Annotated in this window: 19 protein-coding genes and 1 rRNA gene; 4 read left to right on the top strand and 16 right to left on the bottom strand. The window is 68.1% G+C overall.

Going from position 1 to position 22446, the window contains the following annotated elements:
* Positions 1 to 295 (bottom strand): 16S ribosomal RNA (locus KDJ86_RS00100); the annotation flags it as partial.
* 631 nt (positions 296 to 926) lie between these two features.
* Here KDJ86_RS00100 and KDJ86_RS00095 point away from each other — a divergent pair.
* Positions 927 to 2915: a M23 family metallopeptidase gene (locus KDJ86_RS00095; RefSeq protein WP_291741253.1), complete on the top strand. Its 1989-nt coding sequence runs from the start codon at positions 927 to 929 to the stop codon at positions 2913 to 2915.
* A gap of 96 nt (positions 2916 to 3011) precedes the next feature.
* Here KDJ86_RS00095 and clpB read toward each other — a convergent pair whose 3' ends face one another.
* From clpB to KDJ86_RS00075, 4 genes are all read right to left on the bottom strand, one after another.
* Positions 3012 to 5621: an ATP-dependent chaperone ClpB gene (gene clpB / locus KDJ86_RS00090; protein ID WP_291741250.1), complete on the bottom strand. Its 2610-nt coding sequence runs from the start codon at positions 5619 to 5621 to the stop codon at positions 3012 to 3014.
* 258 nt (positions 5622 to 5879) lie between these two features.
* A complete protein-coding gene (locus KDJ86_RS00085) occupies positions 5880 to 6074 on the bottom strand; it encodes a hypothetical protein (protein WP_291741247.1) in 195 nt (64 codons plus the stop codon).
* 120 nt (positions 6075 to 6194) lie between these two features.
* A complete protein-coding gene (locus KDJ86_RS00080; protein WP_291741242.1) occupies positions 6195 to 6401 on the bottom strand; it encodes a hypothetical protein in 207 nt (68 codons plus the stop codon).
* A gap of 383 nt (positions 6402 to 6784) precedes the next feature.
* A complete protein-coding gene (locus KDJ86_RS00075; RefSeq protein WP_291741238.1) occupies positions 6785 to 8758 on the bottom strand; it encodes a PatA/PatG family cyanobactin maturation protease in 1974 nt (657 codons plus the stop codon).
* A gap of 236 nt (positions 8759 to 8994) precedes the next feature.
* Here KDJ86_RS00075 and KDJ86_RS00070 point away from each other — a divergent pair, with 236 nt between their 5' ends.
* Positions 8995 to 10293 carry a M12 family metallo-peptidase gene (locus KDJ86_RS00070; RefSeq protein ID WP_291741235.1) on the top strand — a complete coding sequence of 433 codons (1299 nt, stop codon included), beginning with the start codon at positions 8995 to 8997 and terminating at the stop codon, positions 10291 to 10293.
* Positions 10294 to 10369: 76 nt separating this feature from the next.
* Here KDJ86_RS00070 and KDJ86_RS00065 read toward each other — a convergent pair whose 3' ends face one another.
* From KDJ86_RS00065 to KDJ86_RS00045, 5 genes are all read right to left on the bottom strand, one after another.
* Positions 10370 to 10993 carry a DUF4167 domain-containing protein gene (locus tag KDJ86_RS00065; RefSeq protein ID WP_291741232.1) on the bottom strand — a complete coding sequence of 208 codons (624 nt, stop codon included), beginning with the start codon at positions 10991 to 10993 and terminating at the stop codon, positions 10370 to 10372.
* Positions 10994 to 11316: 323 nt separating this feature from the next.
* On the bottom strand, positions 11317 to 12261 hold the full coding sequence (gene prmC / locus KDJ86_RS00060; protein ID WP_291741229.1) for a peptide chain release factor N(5)-glutamine methyltransferase: 945 nt from the start codon (positions 12259 to 12261) through the stop codon (positions 11317 to 11319).
* Complete coding sequence (gene prfA / locus KDJ86_RS00055) at positions 12258 to 13325, bottom strand: peptide chain release factor 1 (protein WP_291741225.1); 1068 nt, start codon at positions 13323 to 13325, stop codon at positions 12258 to 12260. Before prfA ends, prmC begins: the two co-directional genes overlap by 4 nt.
* Positions 13326 to 13354: 29 nt before the next feature.
* A complete protein-coding gene (ptsP, locus tag KDJ86_RS00050; RefSeq protein ID WP_291741222.1) occupies positions 13355 to 15628 on the bottom strand; it encodes a phosphoenolpyruvate--protein phosphotransferase in 2274 nt (757 codons plus the stop codon).
* 79 nt (positions 15629 to 15707) lie between these two features.
* Positions 15708 to 16961: an aspartate kinase gene (locus KDJ86_RS00045; RefSeq protein ID WP_291741219.1), complete on the bottom strand. Its 1254-nt coding sequence runs from the start codon at positions 16959 to 16961 to the stop codon at positions 15708 to 15710.
* Positions 16962 to 17095: 134 nt separating this feature from the next.
* Between KDJ86_RS00045 and ubiG the strand changes: the two genes are divergently transcribed.
* Positions 17096 to 17881, top strand: coding sequence for a bifunctional 2-polyprenyl-6-hydroxyphenol methylase/3-demethylubiquinol 3-O-methyltransferase UbiG (gene ubiG, locus KDJ86_RS00040; protein WP_291741217.1), 786 nt, complete (start codon positions 17096 to 17098; stop codon positions 17879 to 17881).
* Here ubiG and KDJ86_RS00035 read toward each other — a convergent pair.
* From KDJ86_RS00035 to KDJ86_RS00020, 4 genes are read right to left on the bottom strand one after another with little or no spacing between them, the layout of a single operon-like run.
* Positions 17863 to 18525, bottom strand: coding sequence for an SDR family oxidoreductase (locus KDJ86_RS00035; RefSeq protein WP_291741216.1), 663 nt, complete (start codon positions 18523 to 18525; stop codon positions 17863 to 17865). The genes ubiG and KDJ86_RS00035 overlap by 19 nt on opposite strands.
* A 39-nt stretch (positions 18526 to 18564) precedes the next feature.
* The gene (locus KDJ86_RS00030) at positions 18565 to 19047 is read right to left on the bottom strand and encodes a DUF1178 family protein (protein WP_291741213.1); all 483 of its coding nucleotides are present in this window, start codon (positions 19045 to 19047) and stop codon (positions 18565 to 18567) included.
* A 10-nt stretch (positions 19048 to 19057) separates the two neighbouring features.
* Positions 19058 to 19909 (bottom strand): carbon-nitrogen hydrolase family protein, encoded by an 852-nt coding sequence (locus tag KDJ86_RS00025; protein WP_291741210.1) that lies wholly within the window; start codon positions 19907 to 19909, stop codon positions 19058 to 19060.
* A gap of 35 nt (positions 19910 to 19944) precedes the next feature.
* Positions 19945 to 20739, bottom strand: coding sequence for a ComFC family protein (locus KDJ86_RS00020; protein WP_291741207.1), 795 nt, complete (start codon positions 20737 to 20739; stop codon positions 19945 to 19947).
* A 108-nt stretch (positions 20740 to 20847) separates the two neighbouring features.
* Between KDJ86_RS00020 and KDJ86_RS00015 the strand changes: the two genes are divergently transcribed.
* Positions 20848 to 21756 (top strand): methyltransferase domain-containing protein, encoded by a 909-nt coding sequence (locus tag KDJ86_RS00015; protein ID WP_291741204.1) that lies wholly within the window; start codon positions 20848 to 20850, stop codon positions 21754 to 21756.
* 3 nt (positions 21757 to 21759) lie between these two features.
* Here the strand turns inward: KDJ86_RS00015 and KDJ86_RS00010 are convergent, their stop codons facing one another.
* Entirely contained in the window at positions 21760 to 21987 is a 228-nt protein-coding gene (locus KDJ86_RS00010; protein ID WP_291741201.1) for a hypothetical protein, read from the bottom strand.
* A gap of 54 nt (positions 21988 to 22041) precedes the next feature.
* The gene (mutT, locus tag KDJ86_RS00005; protein ID WP_291741255.1) at positions 22042 to 22440 is read right to left on the bottom strand and encodes an 8-oxo-dGTP diphosphatase MutT; all 399 of its coding nucleotides are present in this window, start codon (positions 22438 to 22440) and stop codon (positions 22042 to 22044) included.
* Between the last annotated feature and the right edge of the window lie 6 nt (positions 22441 to 22446).

Here is a 22446-nt window from a genome sequence, read left to right as displayed (position 1 = left end):
TGTGGCTGATCATCCTCTCAGACCAGCTACTGATCGTCGCCTTGGTAGGCCGTTACCCCACCAACTAGCTAATCAGACGCGGGCTCATCCAATGGCGATAAATCTTTCCCCTTTCGGGCTCATACGGTATTAGCCCAAGTTTCCCTGAGTTATTCCGTACCACTGGGTAGATTCCCACGCGTTACTCACCCGTCTGCCACTTTCCACCAAACCGAAGTCTGGCTTCTCGTTCGACTTGCATGTGTTAGGCCTGCCGCCAGCGTTCGTTCTGAGCCAGGATCAAACTCTCAGGTTGAACTGAGAACTTGTCTCGGCTGATCACTACGTTGACTTTGTCTATTGACGAGTCCCAAGCACACATCCGTTCCGGTCTTGCGACCGACACGAATGGGTTCTTGTTAAACGTAGTACCGCCGAAGTCTCTTTCGACCGGTTTGTCCGAAGACGCCCCGGTCCGCAAGGACTCCGCCGTCTACGTTTCTCTTTCTTCCTATTCACTTGTCAAACAACACGACGGAGACAATCCGTCGTTCGGCCACTCCGGTTTCCCGGAACCGGCCATGCAGGCGAGACATTCGCCGGAGCGAATATTCAGTCTCGCTGACTGCAAGCAGAGAGAACCGAGGACCGTCGCGTCACCTTGCGGCGCCGCCGTCCTCGTGTTGGGGCTATATAGTGGGGGCCCCGGACCCGTGTCAACACCCTCCGAAACAAATTGCCGGCTAAAATCGAAATGCTTCGATTTCCGCCGCCACGGTTGTCACCGACGCCTTATTAGTGCCAAGAATACGGCCGATTCAAATGACCTGGGTGGTGGCGCGCCGGGCCGTTCCTTGCCAGGCGCCGCAACGAGGCCGGATACCGGCCTTGTCAGGGGGACGCGAAGTGCGGATGACGGGGTCTGAATTCGGCGGAAGGACGCGGTCGTGAGAGGACCGACGCTCCTTGGCAACGTCTTCCACAATGGCGGCGACCGGGTCGATCTGGGGATCGAGCCGCCGCTTCTCATCGGCGAGGAATCCGACGAGGCGCCGGTCCGCCGCTCGGTCAGCGTCCGCTGGCTGTCCGGCACGATCCTCACCGGCCTGACATCGATCTTCCTGATGGGCGGCGCATTGATGGCCGCCCTTTCCAATCCGCACCAGTTTGCCGAGCTCCCCGACGCCGGCGCCGGCATCGCCGCGGCGCAACCCGGGGCGATCACCTTCGGCCGCAAGGGCGATCGCATCCAGCCGCTGCTCGAGGAGGTTTCGAGCCGCCAGATCCTTCAGGTCAGCACCGTCACCAAGCAGGGTGAGCGCGACTTCATCAAGCTGCGGCCCTTTGCCAAGATCTCCGCCACGCTGTCCGCCCGCGAGTCCGATGTCGACAGCCAGATACCGGCCTATGACGCGCTGCGTATCTTCGCCGACACCTCGGCGCCGGAGCCGCCGGCTTCGGGCGAGGCGGTCGCCGAGGCCGACGACGAGTTCTACGGCGCCGACGTCGACGGCGAAGTGTCGGTGAAGATCTCCGATTTCCCGGTTGGCGGCGTCGAGGTCGACACCAGCCTGGCTCCGACGACGGAAGACGTCGAGGCGATCGTCAGGGCGTCGCTCAATGCCGGTGACGACGGCGGCGCCCTGCCGGTCTCGTCGATGGCCTATGCCGATGCGAGCGGCGACGCCGAGGACTTCGTCGAGGACGATCCGTTCAGCGCGCTCGACGTCAGCATCGTCCCGGAAAACGTCTCGAGCGTCGTCAAGTCCTCCTCCGGCGATGCCGGCGGCGACGGCATCGAGGAGCGGATCATCGCCGTCGCCAAGGGCGAGACCTTCCTGAAGCTGCTCCAGGAGAATGATATCTCCGAAGCCGACGCCGCGACGATCACCGACGCACTTTCCAAGCTCGTCGACCTCAATGGCATGCATGTCGGCCAGAAGGTCCGTATCGCCTATGCGGCGGACATCGACAGCGCCGACCCGGCGCCGATCCGGGTCAGCCTCTATGATGACGGCGTCCATCAGGCGAGCGTCGCGCGGACCGACGACAACGGCTTCCGGCGCACCGACGAGCCGCGTCTCGGCGGCAACGCGCTGGCCGAGGTCGAGACGGAGACCTACGGCACCATGCCGAGGGTCTATGAGGCGCTCTACCGCACGGCCCTTGAACAGGAAGTGCCCAAGCCGCTGATCGATCAGCTTGTGCGCATCTTCGCTTTCGACGTCGATTTCCAGGCGCGGATCAGCCCCGGCGATGCGATCGAGATATTCCACTCGCTGCCCGAGGACGGCCCGGAGGCGAGCGACCCGGAGATCCTCTTCGCGTCGCTCACCCTCAACGGCTCCACCAAGCGCTTCTATCGCTTCCGCACGCCGGACGACGGAATCGTCGATTACTATGACGACGAGGGCAAGAGCGCGAAGAAATTCCTGATGCGCAAGCCGATCACGTCCGGTGTCCTGCGCTCCCGCTTCGGCATGCGCCGCCATCCGATCCTCGGCTATACCCGCCTTCACGCCGGCGTCGACTATGCGGCGCCGCGCATGACCCCGATCCTCGCCGCGGGCAACGGCGTCGTCGAGAAGGCCGGACGGACATCCGGCTACGGCAACCTCATCGTCCTCAAGCACACCAACGGCTACGAGACGGCCTACGCCCACCAGACCAAGTTCGCCAACGGCATCCGGACGGGCGCGCGCGTCCGCCAGGGCCAGGTCATCGGCTATGTCGGCTCGACGGGCCTGTCGACGGGGCCGCATCTCCATTTCGAGATTCGCGTCAACGGCAAGCCGGTCGACCCCTTGCGGATTCGCCTGCCGCGCGGCCGCGTCCTCGAGAACGAGCTTCTCGCCTCCTTCGAAAAGGAGCGCCAGCGCATCGACAACCTGCTCGGCAACCAGGGCATCCCGACCGAGGTCGCCTCGACCAATTAGCGCGCCAGGCCGGCTGGCTCGTCGGGGCGCTGTAAAGGAAAAGGCCCGGCATTCGCCGGGCCTTTTCCTTTCGTGTCGGGCTGTTGCAACGGATCGTCAGGCAACCGCCTCGGCCTTGCCGCCCGTGACCTGCGGCAGGAACAGGAGCTTGTCCGTTCCGCCGGTGATCTTGACCCTGGCGCCGTCCGGTATCTCGCCGGCGAGGATCTTGTCGGCGAGCGGGTCCTGGACCTCGCGCTGGATGACGCGCTTCAGCGGACGCGCGCCATAGGTCGGGTCGTATCCCCTCTCGGCCAGCCACTTGCGGGCCGACTCGTCGAGGTCGAGCGTGATCTTGCGCTCGTCGAGCAGCTTCTGCAGCCTGACCAGCTGGATGTCGACGATCGCGCCCATCTCGCTCTTCTTCAGCCTGTGGAACAGGATGATGTCGTCGAGCCGGTTGAGGAATTCCGGCCTGAAATGCGAGCGGACGACGCCCATCACCATCTCGCGCACCTCGTCGACATCCTGATCGTCGCCGAGGTTGGCGAGGTAGTCGCTGCCGAGATTCGAGGTCATCACGATGATCGTGTTGCGGAAGTCGACGGTGCGGCCCTGGCCGTCGGTCAGCCGCCCGTCGTCGAGCACCTGGAGGAGCACGTTGAAGACGTCGGCATGGGCCTTTTCGACCTCGTCGAAGAGGATCACCTGATACGGCCGCCGGCGCACCGCCTCGGTCAGGGTACCGCCCTCCTCATAGCCGACATAGCCGGGCGGCGCCCCGATCAGCCGGGCGACGGAATGCTTCTCCATGAATTCCGACATGTCGATCCGGACCATCGCCGTCTCGTCGTCGAAGAGGAAGGAGGCGAGCGCCTTGGTCAGCTCGGTCTTGCCGACGCCGGTCGGGCCGAGGAACATGAAGGAGCCGATCGGCCGGTTCGGGTCCTGCAAGCCGGCGCGGGCCCGGCGCACCGCGGTCGACACCGCATGCACCGCCTCCGCCTGGCCGACGACCCGCTTGGCGAGCTCGTCCTCCATCCTGAGCAGCTTGTCGCGCCCGCCCTTGAGCATCATGTCGACCGGGTTGCCGGTCCACCTCGACACGACCTGGGCAATGTGATCGGGCGTCACCGCCTCCTCGACCATGTCGCCGCCTTCGCGGCCGGCTTCCTCGGCGTCGGCGACCGCCTTCTCCAGCTTCGGGATCGTCCCGTAGGCGAGTTCGCCCGCCCTGGCGAGGTCGCCGGAACGCTGGGCCCGGTCGAGATCGGCCCGCGCCTGGTCGAGCTGCTCCTTGAGCTTGGTCGCGGAGGCGAGCTTGTCCTTCTCCGCCATCCAGCGCTGGGTCAGCGACTGGCTCTGCTCCTCGAGGTCGGCGAGTTCCTTCTCGAGCCGCGCCAGCCGGTCCTTCGACGCCTGGTCGGTCTCCTTGGTCAGCGCCTCGCGCTCGATCTTGAGCTGGATGATCCGCCGGTCGAGCTCGTCGAGCGCCTCGGGCTTCGAATCGACCTGCATCCTCAGCCGTGACGCGGCCTCGTCGACAAGGTCGATCGCCTTGTCCGGCAGGAAGCGGTCGGTGATGTAGCGGTTCGACAGCGTCGCCGCGGCGACCAGCGCCGAATCGGTCAGCCGGATGCCGTGATGGAGCTCGTATTTCTCGCTGATGCCGCGCAGGATCGAGATCGTGTCCTCGACCGTCGGTTCGTCGACGAAGACCGGCTGGAAGCGCCGCGCCAGCGCCGCGTCCTTCTCGACATACTTGCGGTACTCGTCGAGCGTCGTCGCGCCGACGCAATGCAGCTCGCCGCGCGCCAGCGCCGGCTTCAAGAGGTTCGAGGCGTCCATCGCCCCGTCCGCCTTGCCCGCGCCGACCAGCGTATGCATCTCGTCGACGAAGAGGATGATCTGTCCCTCGGCCGCCTGGACCTCGGACAGCACCGCCTTCAGCCGCTCCTCGAACTCGCCGCGATATTTCGCGCCGGCAATCAGCGCGCCCATGTCGAGCGCCAGCAGCGTCTTGTTCTTGAGGCTCTCCGGTACGTCGCCATTGACGATCCGCAGCGCCAGGCCCTCGGCGATCGCCGTCTTGCCGACGCCGGGCTCGCCGATCAGCACCGGGTTGTTCTTGGTGCGCCGCGCCAGCACCTGGATGGTGCGGCGGATCTCCTCGTCCCGGCCGATCACCGGGTCGAGCCGTCCCTCGCGCGCGTCCTCGGTCAGGTCGCGGGCGTATTTCTTCAGCGCGTCATACTGGCTTTCGGCCGAGGCGCTGTCGGCCGTCCGCCCCTTGCGGATCTCTTCGATCGCTGCATTGAGGCTCTGCGGCGTCACCCCGGCATCGGCGAGGATCTTCGCCGTCTTGGCGTCCTTCTCGATCGCCAGCGCGAGCAGCAGCCGCTCGACCGTGACGAAGGAATCGCCGGCCTTCTTGGCTGCCTTCTCGGCCGTCTCGAAGACCTTGGCGGTCGGCTGTGCGAGGTAAATCTGGCCCGAGCCGCCGCTCACCTTGGGAAGGGCGGCGAGCGCCTGCTCGGTCTCGGAAAGCGCCAGCCTGGCGTCGCCGCCGGCGCGCTCGATCAGTCCCGCGGCGAGCCCCTCGGGGTCGTCGAGCAGGACTTTCAGGATGTGCTCGGGGGTGAATTGCTGGTGGCCGTCGGCCAGGGCCCCCGTCTGTGCGGACTGGATGAATCCCCGGGCCCGCTCCGTATAGGTTTCGAAGTTCAATTTGTCCTCCTGACCCGAATCCTTCGCCCTGGCGGCGCGAAATGATCCGTTCGAAATTAGGCACATGTCGTGACGTCGGCGCCCGTTCCGGCACGCCTTCGACAGCGTATATGGTGATGATGGAGCGGTAAGAAAAGAGGGCCGGATTCGAAGCGATCCAGGGGTTTCGGGGGCGCCCGGAGACCGCCCGCCGCGGGACCCCGCTCCGGCGGGAATCAGCCCGGCAAGCGAAGCGCCATGAGCCGCGGGCCGCCGCTCTCAGCTCTTGCGCCGCCGGCAAACGACAAAGGTCGTGAGCTGGATCAGACAGGGATTGGCCGCCTTCTTGCCGCGCCTTTCCCGGCGTCGCGGGACGTCCCGGAGCATGGCGAGCGCGTCGGGCGCCCAGTCGCGCCCGACGATGTCCTGCATATATCGGCGTGGCATCGGCGATGCCTGAACAGGCGCGTCCATCCGATTCGGCTCCCTTTCGATTCTTCGTCCCGCTGGTTCCCGTTCAGGCCACGGCTGCGCATCCTTTCGGCCCGTCAGCCCCGGTGCCGTGAGGCGGCCGGGGCTGGTCACGGGATCCGATCAGAAACAATCCTTGCAGGAGTCGTAGGCCGAGCCGAGGCACGCGATGCACGCGGCCGATCCGACGCCGGAAAGGCAGACGCCGGCGCAGGCGATCACCTTGGCTCCGCACTCGAAGACATTGCACCCGCTCTGCGTCGCGCCGTCCAGCTGACGCAGGCGTGCGGCCCCGCGTTGCACGGGAGCCGATTGAATGGGACTGATCATGCCATTTCCTTCCCCTGGTCTGTTTCTGTTGTCGCACCGATGCGAGGCTCAGCCTCTCCCGTTCGAAGCCCTGCCCTGACGGAGGGTCCGGACCGGTCGGCGCGGTTGGCCGCTTCCGTCTTCGCTCAGCAGAACGGGCTGGAGACGACGCATCCGACAAGCGGCACGGAAAGGCAGCAGCCGGACTGGGACGCGGCCGCGGGGCCGGTCTGGGGGCGCGTGCCACGCTTGACCGGAAGGGACTGGACTGGAGATTTCATGGCTTCGTTCCTCACGTCTGAGGGGCCGGCATGCCGGGGCATTGCCGCGCTCCCGACCCTGGCCGGCCACCATTGGCCAGCCTCCACCTCCGTCGGCCGGGACCGGCGGAGAATTCCCGCTGGTCACGCGCCGGCAAGCGGCGCCGCCCAGCTCCGCATCAGCCCGACGGTCACCGGCATGACCTCGCTGACGTCGACGGTGAAGCGGTAGAAGCGTCCCGCCCGCCGATCATTCTCGGGGTCGAACATGACGAGCTGCACGTCCCAGCAGTCCGAGTCCGGACGGCAGATGGGACTCTTCTTGACGCCGATCCGATAGAGCTCGAGGCGTCGCGTCACGCCGTCGGCGAAGGCCGTCGCGGCCTGGTAGGCATTGGTCGCGGCGAAGTTGATCGCCCGGTCTTCCGAGCTGATGCCGAGATTGCGCAGCTCGTCATAGACGCGGTTCAGGAAGTTGAAGATCGAGGCATCGTCGACGCCGTCGGCGCCGGCCGCGGCCTTGGCGCTCTCCGCCAGCTCCGCCGCGCGCCACTTCACCATGCCGCGCAGGTCCGGATAGATCACCGGCAGGATCATGCCATTCGTCAATCGCGTCGTTCCGGAAACCAGTCCGGGCACCGCGACGCGCTGCATGTCGCCGACCGGGTCGAGGCTTGTCTGCATCGCCTCGATCATCGCCCGGTATGTGTCGAGAGCGAAGGCACCGGCGGGCTGGATCGCATAGACCGGGATCTGGTCCTGCATCAGGATGAAGGTGATGCCGGACGCGGCGGGGAGGAAGCCGGAGAGGAACTCGAACAGCATCGGCGGGTTGTTGGCCGCCACCGGATCGTTCATCCGCTGGACGATCGCGTCGTAGCGCGCCTCCGATCCGAAGTCGAACCACAGCGAGCCCACCGAATAGACCAGTTGCGGTTTCTGGCCGCCGCCGCACGAGCATCCCTGCTGGACGACCTCGGCGGCGGCTTCCCGGCCCTCCCCGGCAGCCGACTGCGGGCGAACGTCGCCGGAGTCGGCTTCCTCGTTGTCATCATGCTTGCCGCAGGAGCAGGACCCGCTCCCGCCGCAGGAACACGCCTGTTGCTCCATCGCGGGTACGCCGGCCGGCGCCGGGCATCCATCAAGCAGCGCCGACGGCGCAACGGCATGCTCTGTACCTGCGTTCATGGTCAGTCCTCCCCCATTGGAAAGTTCGGTTTGAGTGGGTTCCGCCGCATCAGGTCGGCGCGCCTGCCGGCCACGTTCATGAAGCAGCGCGATCGCGGCCTCGACATTCAGCCGTCCCGCCAGGATGCGGGCGCAATCATCGTCCGCCCCCGGCACGCAGGGCTCGGCGCTGTCGATGAGGATCGAGCGGATATCGAGCGCATCCAGCGGGTAACGATGACGGCTGGCCGCCGACAGGAGCCGCGCCGCGACGCCGGTCACCACCGCCGTCGCGTAGCTCGTTCCGGTCCTTTCGACCGCCGTCCCGTCCGGCTCGACCAGATCCAGCCCGGCGCCCGGAGCAAGCAGCCCGTTGCTGGCATAGCCGTCGCCCCAGTTGCTCTGATCCAGCGGGCGGCCCTCGCGATCCATCGCCCCGACCGCCAGCACGGTCGGAACGGCCGCCGGCACATGGAGGCATGCGCAACCGTCGTTGCCGGCTGCCGCCACGACGAGGATCCCGCGCCGGTTGCACAGGTCCAGCGCGTCCTCGAGGTGGCGTCCCGCTTCCGGCGTTGACGACTTCTGGCCGGCGCTGACATTGACGATCGAGACGCCGTGCTCGACCGCCATATAGAGCGCCCGGGCGATGTCCATCTGCGACGCCCGCGGTGCTGCGGATGACAGGAAGAAGACCGGCAGCGCCAGTCCGGGACAGCCCCGCGCGATGCCGCGGCGTTTGCCGAAGACCAGCAGGAAGATGTCGGTGGCATGGGGGTCCGGCGGGATGTCCGCCGCCGGCAGCATGGTGGTCTCCACGGCGAGCTTTTCGCCGCTGAGGTCGGCGCATTCCAGATCCGGAACACCGTCGACGACACCGATCAGCAGGGTGTCGTCCGCCGGCCCAAGCGCTGCAAGGTCGCGAAAGACTGGATCGAGAACCTCAACCATCCGGCATCCCAGGCGCTGACGTAACTCACATCGCGTGGGAAATCGTTATAGTCGCATTCTCACTATAATACAACTTATAGATGCTTGTCCCGCGGTTCGGATGATTGAAGTTGCGGGGTACGCCCCGGCCCGGAAGCCGCCATCTTCTGGCCCACCGCGGCGGGTATGGATTCGAGATGCGCGCGCGCCGGCGGCGATCGCGCAAGACAGTCGCAAGAACAGCAAAGAGGCGCCGAATGCCAGTACGTGGAAGAGTGGGTGTCCTGATCGCTCTCGCCGTCGCCACCGCCGCCGGCCAGGTCGCGAACGCCCAGGAGGCCGGGCCGGTCGACCTTTTCGACACCACCCGGGCCAATCGCGAGGGCGGCCTCCTCGCCGACGCCGCGTCGCTCGGCATGGCGCCCGGCACGGTCGGGTCCGTCGCCTTTTTCGATCTGTCCCCGGCCGGCAATCGCAGCCTCCGCTCGGGCGGTCTCAACCGGCGGATGCGGGTCGCCCTTCCCGACGGCGGCAGCGTCACCTGCAACCTCGCCCCGACCGGACGTCAGAACGACGTCGAGATCCTGAACGGCTCGCTCGGCGACGGGGATGGCGCCGACCATTGCTACCTGCTCGTCAAGGACGGGCGCGTCACCGGCGATATCCAGACCGCCTCGGGGCGCTATCGGATCGTGCCGGCCGGGCGCGGCGACACCCATGCCGTCGTCGAGATCCGCGACCAGGCCTTTCCCGAGGAAGGCGACATCGTCGAGCCGCCCGTACCGAAGCGCGGCAGCCGCAGCAGCGCGCGCGACGAGCCGCTGTGCGACGTGGCGGGCGCCGGCGATCGCGGCACCATCGACCTGATGGTCCTCTACACGCCCGCGGCGGCGGCGAAGTCGGATATGGACGTGATGGTCGCCGAGGCGATCAACCAGCTCCAGACCGCCGTCGCCCAGCAGCAGGGGGAGAATTTCGGCGTCAAGATCCGCCTCGTCCACAGCCAGCAGGTCGACTACGTCGAGGGCGATGACATCGGTGTCGACCTCGACAGGTTGAGCGGCGCCGAGCCCGGTTATCTCGACGAGGTGCCGGCGCTCAGGGACAAGTACAAGGCGGACATCGTCCACCTGATCATCGACGGCAAGCTCGATGCCTGCGGTCTCGGCTGGATGATCGAGCCCGGTTACGACGACAGCGCCGACTATGCCTTTTCGGTCAGCGAGCGGGTCTGCGCCGTCGACAATTACAGCCTCGCCCACGAGGTCGGCCACAACATCGGCATGAACCACGACCGCTATGTCGTCGACGGTGCCGACGCCGACGCGATCAATTTCGGCTATGTCTCGGTCGAGACCGGCAAGCGGACGCTGATGGCCTATGACCAGAAATGCCGGGACGCCGGCACGGACTGTCCGCGGATTCTCACCTACTCGACGCCGGCGCCCGTCATGGGCGGCTCGACCGCCTGGGGCGTGCCGCCGGCCCGCGGCGACGGCGCCTATAATCGCGAGGTGCTGTGCCGGAACACACCGGGCGTTTCCCGGTATCGTTGACCGGACGAATGTTGCGGTGGTCAGTCAGGCCGGCGGTCCATCTCCGCCAGCCTGAACTCCGCGAACCGGCCCGCCGTCAATCCTCGACCGGCGTCGCTTCCGCCACGGCGCCCGTCTCCGGCGCGATCGGAGAGGCCGCCACCGGATCGCCCTGGTTTTCCGCCCGCGCCCGATAGGGACGGCGGCGACGCGGCCGCGGCGCGGCCGCTTCCTGGCCGTCGTCGCGGCCGTCTTCCGGCTGCTCGCCGTCGCCGTCAACCGCCGCCGTCGCCTGGCCGTTGCCGTTCATTCGCGGCTGGTCCGTGGCGCCCGCGACCGGCTGGTCGGTGTCGTCCTGGTTCGCCTGGCGGCGATCATCGCCGTTGCCGGCAAGCCCGTCTTCGCCGGCATTGTTTCCGTCGCCGTCGTCGCGCCCATGGGGTTGCGGCTGGCCCTGGCCTTGCGCCTGGTTCTGCTGCGCCTGGGCGGCGGCGACAATGCGGTAATAGTGTTCGGCGTGCTGAAGCAGGTTCTCGCCTTGCACCCGGTCGCCGGCCGCCTGCGCATCGCGGGCAAGCTGGGTATACCGCTCGGCGATGTGAAGCGGCGTCCCGCGGACTTTGACGTCGGGTCCGTTACTCTCGTAGGAACGCGTCAGGGGATTGGGGCCCTTCCGGCCGCGTCCACGCATACGCTTGTTGTTCTGCTGTCCTTGCCTCATCAGCCTTCTCTTCTGCCTCCGAGCGGAGTCTGAATCCACTCACTGTCAAGCAGCGACGCGCCTACGCGATAGCTGCCTGCGAATCCATCCCGGACTCGGCTGTACCGGCCCGGCTATTGGCCTCTTTCGACGTTGACTCACCCGGTCAAGGTTCCCCGAGCAGGGAGCTGCGCCAAGCTCACTCGGTCCACCCTTACGATGGTGAAGGGTCCGGAAGTCGGAACGCCTTTCACGATCAGAATTTCGCTCGGTTGGAAGCGTATCCCAGCGCCCAGAATCACAAGGCGTCGTCAGTAGCGACCCTGAGGATTCTGTCCGTTTTCCTACGGTGAGCGGACGTTAGCCGCTTCCAGTCCGATTTCCAAGCCTATTTTTGCAGACGTCCGGTTGAGTTCGATGACACGCTCAATTCCGGCAATGTCGCGATGGCTGTGTACGACATAACCGCGCCGCCGCGCCATCTCCGCGACGGTTCCCGCCTGCCCGCTCCCGATTTCCACCAAGGCGATGCCTCGCGGCGGGAGGAGGGCCTGCATCACATCGAAAAGCTGCGGATAGATCGCAACGCCGTCGCGACCACCGTCAAGCGCAATATGGGGATCGTGGTTCCTGACCGCAACCGGCAGACCCGCGATCTCCTCTCCGGCGATATAGGGCGGATTGGACACCACGAGGTCGAAACGGCCTCCGATCGCGCTCGCCCAGTCGCCCACCACGAAGCTGGCGCGCAAGGCGAGTCCGAGGTCGCGGGCATTCCGCCTCGCGGTCCTGACGGCGCCCTCGCTGATATCGACGCCGACGCCGGTGGCCGCCGGCAGCTCGCTGAGCAGGGCGAGCAGGATCGCGCCCGAGCCGGTGCCGAGATCGAGGATTGTCAGGGCATCGTCGCGCCGTCCCGCCGCATCGATCGCGGCAAGCGCCGCCGCGACAAGCGTTTCGGTGTCCGGTCGCGGCACCAGCGTCTCCGCCGACAGGCGGAACGGCAGGCTCCAGAATTCCTTGATCCCGGTGATCCGCGCCACCGGCATCCCCGCGGCACGATTCGTCACGAAGCCTTCGACGGCGCGCTCGACCTCCGGCGCCACCGCGTCCGCGTCGTGCAGCACCAGCTCTCCGGGCCCGAGCCCCAGCGCATGCCCGACCAGCATCCGGGCGTCGAGATCGGCGCTGGCACGTATCCCGGCATCGGCCGATGCCGCGAGCCGCGCCGCCGACCGACGACGCAGGACCGCCACCGTGGTAACCGGCGCGGCAGCCCCGGTCGTCACGCCGCCTCCTCCGCGGCGAGCAGCTCCGCCTGATGATGGGTGATCAGCGGGTCGATGACGTCGTCGAGCGCGTCACCGGCGATCACCTCGTCGAGCTTGTAGAGCGTCAGGTTGATGCGGTGGTCGGTCACCCGTCCCTGCGGGAAGTTGTAGGTGCGGATGCGCTCCGAGCGGTCGCCGCTGCCGACCTGCACCCGCCGCGCCTCGGCACGGGCGTCGGCGGCGCTCTGCCGCTCGAGATCGAAGAGGCGCGCCCTCAGCATCTGCATCGCCTGGGCGCGGTTCTGGTGCTGCGACCGCGACACCGCGGTAACGATGATCCCGGTCGGGATATGCAGGATGCGGATACCGGAATCGGTGGTATTCGCATGCTGACCGCCGGCGCTCGACGCGCGTGTCGTGTCGAGGCGGATGTCCTCCGGCCTGATCTCGACGTCGACATCCTCGGCCTCGGGCAGCACCGCGACGGTCGCCGCCGAGGTGTGGATGCGGCCGCTGGCCTCGGTCGCCGGCACCCGCTGGACCCTGTGGACGCCGGATTCGAACTTGAGACGGGCGAACACCCCCTTGCCGGTGATGTTGGCGATGACCTCCTTGTAGCCGCCGACATCGCCTTCGCTGACCGAGAGCACCTCGACCTTCCAGCCATGGAGGTCGGCATAGCGCTGATACATGCGAAACAGGTCGCCGGCGAAGAGCGCCGCCTCGTCGCCACCGGTGCCGGCCCGGATCTCGACGATCGCGCTTTTCTCGTCCGCCGCGTCCTTCGGCAGGAGCAGGATCCGCACCTCTTCGGAAAGCTGCGCGATGCGCTCGTCGAGCGCCTCCGCCTCGTCGCGGGCAAGGTCCGCCATTTCCGGATCGGCAAGCAGCGCCTCCAGCCCTTCGCGCTCCTTGACCGCGGCGCGCAGCGCCGTCACTCCCTCATAGACCGGCTCGAGCTCGGCGCGCTCGCGGCTCAGCCTGACCAGCGTCTCGCTGTCCAGCGGCGAGGCCAGTCTGGCGTCGATCACCTCCACCCGGGAGATCAACGCATCCATCTTCTGTTCGGGAATCATCGTCATGTCTGCGGGCGGAACGTCCGTGCTTGGGCTCAGAAGGGTATGTCTTCGGCAACCGCGAAATCGGCCAGGGCGGCGCGGATGCTGTTGCCCTGGTTGTTGAGGCTGTCGTCGAGAAGCGCCTGGACCTTGCCGGTGACCTTGCCGGCATCGAGCGCGCAGGTCATCGCCTTGACCGGCCCGACCGCCGCGGCCGACATCGACAGCGAGCGATAGCCAAGGCCGATCAGCGCCATCGCGGCCAGCGGGCTGCCGGCCATCTCGCCACACAGCGTCACCGGCAATCCGGAGGCCGCGGCCGAGACCGCGATCTGCCTGAGCGCCCGCAGGAAAGGAGGCGACAGCGGATCGAACCGGCCGGCCACCATGATGTTGCCGCGGTCGCTCGCGGTCATGAACTGGTGCAGGTCGTTCGAGCCGACCGACACGAAATCGACGAGCTTCGCGAGGTCGTCGAGCTGCCAGAGCATCGACGGCACCTCGATCATCGCGCCGATCAGCAACGCCTCCGGCGTCTCGTGGCCGTGGCGGCGAAGATGCGCGATCTCCTTGTCGACCAGCCCGCGCGTTTCCCTGATCTCCAGCAGATCGGTCACCATCGGCAGCATGATGCGAAGCTGGCGGCCGGCCGCGGCCTGCAGCAATGCCCGGAGCTGGGTCCGCAGCAGGCCGGGACGATCGAGCCCGAGCCGGATCGCCCGCCAGCCCATTGCCGGATTTTCCTCCTGCGCCGTGCGCAGGTAGGGCAGCACCTTGTCGCCGCCGATATCGAGAGTCCGGAACGTCACCGGGCGCTCGCCCGCCGCCTCGATCACCGACCCGTAGAAGGCCCGCTGCTCCCCGAGCCTCGGCATCCTTTCGGCGATCATGAACTGCAATTCGGTGCGGAACAGGCCGATCCCCTCGGCACCGGATTCCGCGAGATGCGGCAGGTCGACCATCAGCCCGGCATTCATCAGCAGCTTGATGCGCTGGCCGTCGAGCGTCACCGTGGGCTTGTCGCGCAGCAGCTGATACTGCTCCTGCCGCTTGGCGCGGAACCGGACCTTCTCGGCATAGGCCGCCTCGACATCGGCGGTCGGCCGGATATGGACCTCGCCGGCCAGCCCGTCGACGATCACCGCGTCGCCATTCTCGACCAGCGACACGACATTGGCGACGCGGCCGACCGAGGCGATGCCCAGCGCCCTGGCGACGATGGTGACGTGGCTCGTCGGGCCGCCCTCCTCGAGGATCAGCCCGCGTATCCGCTCGCGGCCATAGTCGAGAAGCTCGGCCGCCCCCATGTTGCGCGCGACGATGATCGCGTCGCGCGGCAGTTCCTGCTCCGTCGGCCCGTGCGCCTTGTTCATCAGCACCCTGAGCAGCCGGTTGGCGAGATCGTCGAAATCGTGCAGCCGGTCGCGAAGGAACGGATCGGTCTGCCGCTGCAGCCGCGCCCGGGTGTCGCTCTGCACCTTCTCGACCGCCGCCTCGGCGGTCAGGCCGTTGCGGATCGCCTCGTTCATCCGGCGTACCCAGCCGCGGTCATGGGCGAACATCCGGTAGGCCTCGAGCACGTCGCGGTGCTCGCCGGTCTCGGCGATGTCATCGCGCGAGAGCATGTCGTCGACGAAGAGCCGGAGGCTGGCGATCGCCTCCTCGAGGCGCTCGCCTTCCGCGTCGACGTCCTCGGCGATCAGGGCATTCACCACCACGCGCGGTTCGTGCAGCACGACATGGCCGAGCCCGACCCCCTCGCAGAGCCCGACGCCGGTCGCCGTGATCGGTCGCTTGAGGTCGAGCAGCGTGCCGGGCTGCGCCAGCCGCTCGAGTTCGCCGACGGCGAGCATCTCGGCCAGCACCATCGCCGTGGTTTGCAGCGCCTCGACCTCTTCGTCGTAATAGGTCCGGTGCGTCCGGTTCTGGACGACCAGCACGCCGAGCGTCCGGCCGGCGCGCAGGATCGGCACGCCGAGGAAGGACTGGTAGATCTCCTCGCCGGTCTCCGGCAGGTAGCGATAGGCCGGATGCGACTGCGCGTTCGGCAGGTTCAGCGGCCGCGCCTCGGCGGCGATCGTGCCGACCAGGCCCTGGCCGGTGCGCAGCGCGGCGTGGTGGACCGCCTCCGCCTTCAGGCCCTCGGTGGCATAGAGCTCGAGCACCCCGTCGGACCGCAGGACATAGACCGAGCACACCTCGGCCACCACGTTGGCCGCGATCTGCGTCACGATCTTGTCGAGCCGTTCCTGCGCGCTGATCGGCTCCGCCATGATTTCGCGCAAGCGGCGGAGCAGGACGCGCGGGCCGGCGGGGGGGCCCCGCATGATCCGCTATCCTAGTGGACGTGTTGTTGCCGCGGCCGATGCCGTCGGCGGCCTCGAGGGCACCAGAATCCGCGCCCGGTTAGTTCCTGTCGAGCCCGTATAGCGAATGCAAAGTCCGTACCGCAAGCTCGGTATAGGATGCGTCGATCAGCATCGAAATCTTGATCTCCGACGTGGTGATCGCCCGGATGTTGATGCCGCGGCCCGCCAGGGCCTCGAAAGCCTGGGCCGCGACGCCCGCGTGGCTGCGCATTCCGATACCGATGACCGAGATCTTGGCGACGTCGGTCGAGCCCTGGATCGCCTGGTATCCGACCGCCTCGCGGGCGCCTTCGAGAACCTGCTGCGACCGGTCGAAATCGGCGATCGGAACGGTGAAGGTCAGGTCGGTCAGCGACCCGTCCTCGGAGATGTTCTGGACGATCATGTCGACGTTGATATTGGCCTCGGCGAGCGGCATGAACACCGCCGCCGCCACGCCCGGCTTGTCGGCGACCCGGCGGAGGGAAATCTGGGCCTCGTCCTTCGAATAGGCGATGCCGGTCACGACCTGCTTTTCCACGATTTCGTCCTCGTCACAGATGAGGGTTCCGGGCGGCTCCGCCGCGTTCTTCAGTTCCGGCGCGTCCGGGTCGGTGAAGCTCGAGCGGACGAAGGTCCGCACCCCGTGCACCATCGCCATCTCGACCGACCGCACCTGCAGCACCTTCGCGCCGAGGGAGGCCATTTCCAGCATTTCCTCATAGGCGATGCGAGGCATGCGGCGGGCATTGGCGACGATTCTGGGGTCGGTCGTATAGACGCCGTCGACGTCGGTATAGATGTCGCAGCGATCGGCGCCGACCGCGGCCGCGAGCGCGACCGCCGTGGTGTCCGACCCGCCGCGGCCGAAGGTCGAGACCCGGTTGTCGGGCGCGATCCCCTGGAAGCCGGCGACCACCGCCACCTGGCCCTGGCCCATCCGCTCGATCAGCTTCGCGCCCTCGATGTCGGCGATGCGCGCCACGCCATGCGCCGAATCGGTGCGGATCGGGATCTGCCAGCCGAGCCAGGAGCGGGCATTGACCCCGATATCCTGCAATGTGATCGCCAGCAGTCCCGACGTGATCTGCTCGCCCGCCGCGACGACCGTGTCATATTCGCGGGCGTCGTGCAGGAGCGAGGCGGCGCGGGTCCATTCGACGAGCTGATTGGTGGTTCCCGCCATCGCCGAGACGACGACGGCGACCTGGTTGCCGGCATCGACCTCGCGCTTGACGTGGCGCGCCACGTTGCGGATGCGGTCGATATCGGCGACCGACGTGCCGCCGAACTTCATTACCAGCCGTGCCATCAACGTTTCCGCCACCTGTGGTCCGCCCGAAAGGGCGCGCCTTCTTAGCGACTGGACGGGCAACCCGCAACGGCGAAGCCGTCGCGGCAAATTGGAAGTGGCGGAATCCCCATGGATCGCCTAGCGTCCCTGTCATGTCAGCCAGCACCACCATCGACCGTGACGAAGTCGCCCGTTTCTCGGCCCTCGCCGGGGAATGGTGGGACCCGAAAGGGCCGATGGCGCCGCTCCACCGGCTCAATCCGGTCCGCCTCGGCTACGTCAAGGACCAGGCCTGCCGCCATTTCGACGGCCCCGGGGACGGCGCCCGCCGCGATCCCGGTGACCCGCACGCCCTTGCCGGGCTGTCCATCCTCGATATCGGCTGCGGCGCCGGGCTGGTCAGCGAGCCGCTGACCCGGATGGGCGCCAGCGTCACCGGCATCGATCCCTCGGCCGAGAATATCGAGGTGGCCCGCCGCCACGCCGCCGACGGCGGCCTCGCCGTCGACTATCGCGCCGTCACCGCCGAGCAACTCGGCGAGACCGGCGCGACCTGGGACGTGGTCCTCGCCCTCGAAGTGGTCGAGCATGTCCCCGACGTCGATGCCTTCGTCGCCGCCGCCGGCGCCCTCATCCGCCCCGGCGGCCTGCTGATCGCCTCGACCATCAACCGGACGATGAAGGCCCTCGCGCTGGCCATCGTCGGCGCCGAATACGTCCTGCGCTGGCTGCCGCGCGGCACCCATTCCTACGACAGGCTGGTGACGCCGTCCGAGCTTGGCGCCGCCTTCCGCGCCGCCGGCCTCACCCGCCGCGACGAGACCGGCGTCGTCTACGTCCCGCTCGCCGACCGCTGGAAGCTCTCGCCCGACACCGGCGTCAACTACATGATGGTCGCCGGCAAGCCGATCCGGCCGGCCTACCAGGGCAACTCGTAGCCTTCGGCGTGGAGGAACCTGCCGGTGGTTTCCAGCGTCATCTCGTCGATCCGCGCCACCATCCGCGCCGCCGCGTCCTCCGGCTCGACCGCGCCGGGGCCGCCGCCCATGTCGGTCCGCACCATGCCGGGATGGAGGAGGAGCACCGGGATCCCCTTGGGCTTCAGGTCGAGCGCCAGGTCGACGCCGCCCATGTTCACCGCCGCCTTGGACATCCGGTAGCCGTAGGTGCCGCCCGAGCCGTTGTCGCCGATCGAGCCGCTGCGGCTGGTGATGATCGCCACCTTCGAGCCGTCATGGAGCCGGGGGAGCAGCGCCCGCGTCACCCTCAGCGGACCGAGCGTATTGACCTCGAACTGCCGCCTGATCCGCTCCCAGTTGAGGTCGTCGAGCGTTTCGTTCGAGTGGATTCCGGCATTGGCGATGAGCACGTCGACCGAGCTCTCGGCCAGGCTGTCGGCGAATCGCTGGACAGCCGCGTCGTCGGTCACCTCGACGCCCTCATGAACCTCGACGTCGAGCGCGTCGAGATCGTCGGTCGTGCTCCGCACCGCCGCGATGACCTTGTCGCCGCGGCTGGCATAGGCGCGCGCCAGCGCCAGTCCGATCCCGCGATTCGCACCTGTGATGACGATTGAAGCCATGCGGCCTCCTCCCTGGCTGTCGGTTTCCGGATGCTGCGATCAGTTCTGGTCTTCGGGGACGGACGGCAGCGGGTGGAACTCGATCCCCTCTTCGGCCAGCGCCGCGGCCTCGTCGCCCGTCGCCTCGCCATAGATGCCGCGGGGCTCGCTCTCCTTGTAGTGGATCTTGCGGGCCTCGTCGGCGAACTTGTCGCCGACATAGTCGGCATGCTCGACCACCTTGCGGCGGAGTTCCCGGATCGCCGTGCGCAGTGCCTGTTCGCGCGCGTCGACGCTGGCGAGCTGGACCGGCTCTTCGCCCCCGGCGGTTTGCGGCACGGACGGCGGTTTCGCCGCCTCCTCGCCCTTCCTCCTGGCGGAACGGCCGAGTGCCGGGGCCATCAGCGCCTTCTCGACCCTGGCCGACCCGCAGACCGCGCAGGAGACCCCGCCCTCGGCCGCCATCCGGTCATAGTCGTCGCCCGACCGGAACCAGGCCTCGAATTCGTGGTCTTTGTCGCAACGCAGCGTGTATCGGATCATTCGAGGTGTCTCAGGCGCTTTCGAGATGGGCGGCGGCCCGCGCCGGCGGCGCATAGGGCGGGTCGCAGTCGATTGCCGGGACCCTCTGGCGGGCGGAGGCGCTCGCCGCGGGATCGATGTCGGCAATGACAAGATCGGGATCGGTGCCGGCTTCCGCAAGGATGCGGCCCCAGGGATCGACGATCAGGCTGTGTCCGAAGGTATTGCGGTTGTCCTCATGGTGCCCGCCCTGTGCCGCGGCGATCACGAAGGAGCCTGTCTCGATCGCCCGCGCCCGGATCAGGATATGCCAGTGCGCCTCGCCGGTCGTCCGGGTGAAGGCGGCGGGGATCGCCAGCGCCGCCGCGCCGTGCGTCGCCAGCGCGTGGTAGAGGTCGGGGAAGCGCAGGTCGTAGCAGATCGAAAGGCCGAGCCTGAGCCACGGCAGGTCGGCGACCACGGCCTTGTCGCCCGGCCGGTAGAGGCGCGATTCCCGGTAGCTCTCGCCGTTCGGCAGGTCGACGTCGAACATGTGGATCTTGTCGTAGCGGGCAAGGACGCCGCCGTCCGGCCCGATCAGGAAAGAGCGGTTGGCGACCGATGCCTCGCCCACCTTGACCGCCATCGAGCCGATATGGACATGGATGCCGAGCTCCCGCGCCAGCGCCCGGAAGCGGGCAAGCGACGGGTCCTCCGCCTCGGTCGATATGCTGGCGAGAAGCCTCTCCTTCTCGAGGCAGAGGATGGTCGTCATCTCCGGCGTCAGCGCGTAGTCGGCGCCGGCCGCCGCCGCGGCGCGGATCAGCCGCTCCGCCTCTGCGGTGTTCGCCTCGACCGAGACTCCGCTCCGCATCTGGATCGCCGCCGCCCGGAAGCCCGACATGATCACCTCTCCTTGCTCTATCCGGAGATTACCGGTCAGGTGCCCTCGCGGACAACCCGCGCGAAGACCAGCACGTCGACGCCCGCCGCACCGGCGCGCAGCAGCGCCCGGGTCGCGGCGCGGGCGGTCGCGCCGGTCGTGTAGACGTCGTCGACGAGCAGCACCCGCCGGCCGGCGATGATCGCCTTGTGGTCCGCCGGCACCCGGAAGGCGCCGCGCACGTTGCGGTCGCGCTCGCCGGCCGAGAGCCCGACCTGCTGCTGTGTCGCCCGCACCCGCCTCAGCGCCATCGGAGCGAAGGGCCTGTCGGCGATCGTCGCGACGGTCTGGGCCAGCGCTGCCGACTGGTTGAACCGCCTCAGCCACAGCCGCCAGCGATGGAGCGGCACCGCCAGCACGAGATCGGCCTCCGCCGTCAGCTCCATCCCGGCCCGCGCCATCCACGCCCCCATCCAGCGGGCGAGCTCGGTCCGGTCGCGGTATTTCAGGCCGTGGACCAGCGTCCGCGCCACGAGGTCGAAGCGCGCCACCGCCCGCAGCCGGTCGAAGGGCGGCGGCTCGGCGATCGCCTCGGCCGACAGCGCGCCAGGCCCGAGATCGTAGGTGAAGGGCAGGCCGAGCCGCTCGCAATAGGGGCGCTCGATCAGCCTGAGCTCGCCCCAGCAGACCGGGCAGAGCCCGCCGAGCCGCGCGACGTGGCGCTGGCAGGCCAGGCATTGCGCCGGCAGCGCGAGATCGGCGGCACCGGCCGCGATGGCCCGGAGCGGCGAGGGCCATGACCGGCCCTTCCGCTGGCGTGGCTGCGGCCGCGTGTGAAGGTACCTTTCCATCCCGCCGAGACTAGCGCCTCGACCACCGTCGAGTCATCGCCTGTTTCCATCGCGACCGCATTCGGCGGCGTTTTGACGCCGCGTCCCGCGCGCTCCATAACATCGGCGATGGAAGGCCCCATACCCCTCTTCGACCGCGCCCTGATCGACGCCCGCAACGCCCGCGCCCTGCGCGGACCGGAGCCGGTCGCCGATTTCCTGCTGCGCGCCGCGGCCGACGACCTCCTCGACCGGCTGGCGGCGGTGAAGCGCCATTTCGCGCGGGCCGCCGACATCGCGACACCGCTGCCGCTCCTTGCCGATCGGCTGGCCGCGAGCGGCCAGGTCGGCGACATCCTGCGCCTCGAGCGGCTGGCCATGCCCGACGCCGATCGCCGCCATCCCGTCGTCGTCGGCGACGAGGAGATGCTGCCCTTCCGCCCTGCGAGCCTCGACCTCGCCGTCTCCGCGCTCACCCTGCACGTCGCCAACGACCTCCCCGGCACGCTCCTCCAGATACGCCGCGCCCTGAAGCCGGATGGCCTGTTCCTCGCCACCCTGCCCGGCGGCGACACCCTGGTCGAGCTCCGCGATGCGCTTGCCACGGCTGAGGCCGACGTGACCGGCGGCGCCTCGCCGCGCGTCGCGCCCTTCGGCGAGATTCGGGTCCTCGGCGGCCTCCTCCAGCGTGCCGGCTTCGCGCTGCCGGTCGTCGACCAGGACCGGCTGACCGTCCGCTATGCCACGATGTTCGACCTGATGCGCGACCTCCGGGCCATGGGCGCGACCAACGCTTTGGTCGAGCGGTCCCGCCGGCCGCTCCGCCGGGCGGTCCTGATGCGTGCCGCCGGGGTCTATGCCGAACGCTACGCCGATCCCGACGGCCGGATCCGGGCGACCTTCGATCTCGTCTGGCTGTCGGGCTGGGCGCCGCACGAGAGCCAGCAGAAGCCGCTCAGGCCGGGATCGGCCAGGACGCGGCTCGCGGACGCTCTCGGCGTGCCGGAGATGCCGACCGGCGAGAAACCGGGCGGCTGAGGGCTATTCCGCCGGGACCCGCGCGATCGAGCCGGTCGCGATCGGGTCGAGCGCCGCCTTCTCGGCCACCGTCGGCGGCGTTACGGAGAGCCCGCCGACAAGGATCATCGCGACGCCGAAAAGGGCGACGCTGATCGGCAGGAAGGCGGCCGCGCGAAGGTGCGCCGGCCGCTCGTCCGCGGGGTCGTTTTCGGGAAGAAGAAGAATGGTCCTGCCGAGGTCGGATGCCATCGGGCCTGCTGCCTGTTCGGGAATGGCGTGCGCGGGACCAAGTGTCGATAAATTCTATAAAAGTTCGATTAACGGTGCGATCAGCGGCGCATCGGCCGGCGGCATCGGATAGTCGCGGAGCTTCCGCGCCGCCACCCATTTGACCATCTGGCCCTCCAGCGGCCGGATCGTTCCCTGCCACCGCCGGCAGACATAGAGCGGCATCAGCAGGTGGAAGTCGTCATAGGCATGGCTGGCGAAGGTCAGCGGCGCGAGGCAGGCCGACTGGGTATCGATGGCAAGCTCTTCCCTCAGCTCGCGGATAAGCGCCGCCTCGGGTGTCTCGCCGTCCTCGACCTTGCCGCCGGGAAACTCCCACAGGCCCGCCATCGCCTTGCCCTCGGGGCGTCGGGTGATCAACACCCGTCCGTCGACATCGACCAGCGCGCAGGCGACGACGAGGACGAGGGTCATCGGCGA

Origin of the sequence: Bauldia sp., from assembly GCF_020442045.1 — a bacterium.
Lineage (GTDB): Bacteria > Pseudomonadota > Alphaproteobacteria > Rhizobiales > Kaistiaceae > Bauldia.
Note: the sequence above shows the minus strand (reverse complement) of the source record. Positions and strands in the feature narration are given on the sequence as shown.

Coding starts and splice junctions, on each gene's coding strand:
- KDJ86_RS00045 (WP_291741219.1), bottom strand. CDS start 16,961: ATGGCACGGCTGGTAATGAAGTTCGGCGGCACGTCGGTCGCCGATATC.
- ubiG (WP_291741217.1), top strand. CDS start 17,096: ATGTCAGCCAGCACCACCATCGACCGTGACGAAGTCGCCCGTTTCTCG.
- ptsP (WP_291741222.1), bottom strand. CDS start 15,628: ATGCGGGGCCCCCCCGCCGGCCCGCGCGTCCTGCTCCGCCGCTTGCGC.
- KDJ86_RS00080 (WP_291741242.1), bottom strand. CDS start 6,401: ATGATCAGTCCCATTCAATCGGCTCCCGTGCAACGCGGGGCCGCACGC.
- KDJ86_RS00065 (WP_291741232.1), bottom strand. CDS start 10,993: ATGAGGCAAGGACAGCAGAACAACAAGCGTATGCGTGGACGCGGCCGG.
- KDJ86_RS00085 (WP_291741247.1), bottom strand. CDS start 6,074: ATGGACGCGCCTGTTCAGGCATCGCCGATGCCACGCCGATATATGCAG.
- KDJ86_RS00010 (WP_291741201.1), bottom strand. CDS start 21,987: ATGGCATCCGACCTCGGCAGGACCATTCTTCTTCTTCCCGAAAACGAC.
- KDJ86_RS00020 (WP_291741207.1), bottom strand. CDS start 20,739: ATGGAAAGGTACCTTCACACGCGGCCGCAGCCACGCCAGCGGAAGGGC.
- KDJ86_RS00070 (WP_291741235.1), top strand. CDS start 8,995: ATGCCAGTACGTGGAAGAGTGGGTGTCCTGATCGCTCTCGCCGTCGCC.
- mutT (WP_291741255.1), bottom strand. CDS start 22,440: ATGACCCTCGTCCTCGTCGTCGCCTGCGCGCTGGTCGATGTCGACGGA.
- KDJ86_RS00025 (WP_291741210.1), bottom strand. CDS start 19,909: ATGTCGGGCTTCCGGGCGGCGGCGATCCAGATGCGGAGCGGAGTCTCG.
- KDJ86_RS00015 (WP_291741204.1), top strand. CDS start 20,848: ATGGAAGGCCCCATACCCCTCTTCGACCGCGCCCTGATCGACGCCCGC.
- KDJ86_RS00035 (WP_291741216.1), bottom strand. CDS start 18,525: ATGGCTTCAATCGTCATCACAGGTGCGAATCGCGGGATCGGACTGGCG.
- prfA (WP_291741225.1), bottom strand. CDS start 13,325: ATGACGATGATTCCCGAACAGAAGATGGATGCGTTGATCTCCCGGGTG.
- KDJ86_RS00075 (WP_291741238.1), bottom strand. CDS start 8,758: ATGGTTGAGGTTCTCGATCCAGTCTTTCGCGACCTTGCAGCGCTTGGG.
- KDJ86_RS00030 (WP_291741213.1), bottom strand. CDS start 19,047: ATGATCCGATACACGCTGCGTTGCGACAAAGACCACGAATTCGAGGCC.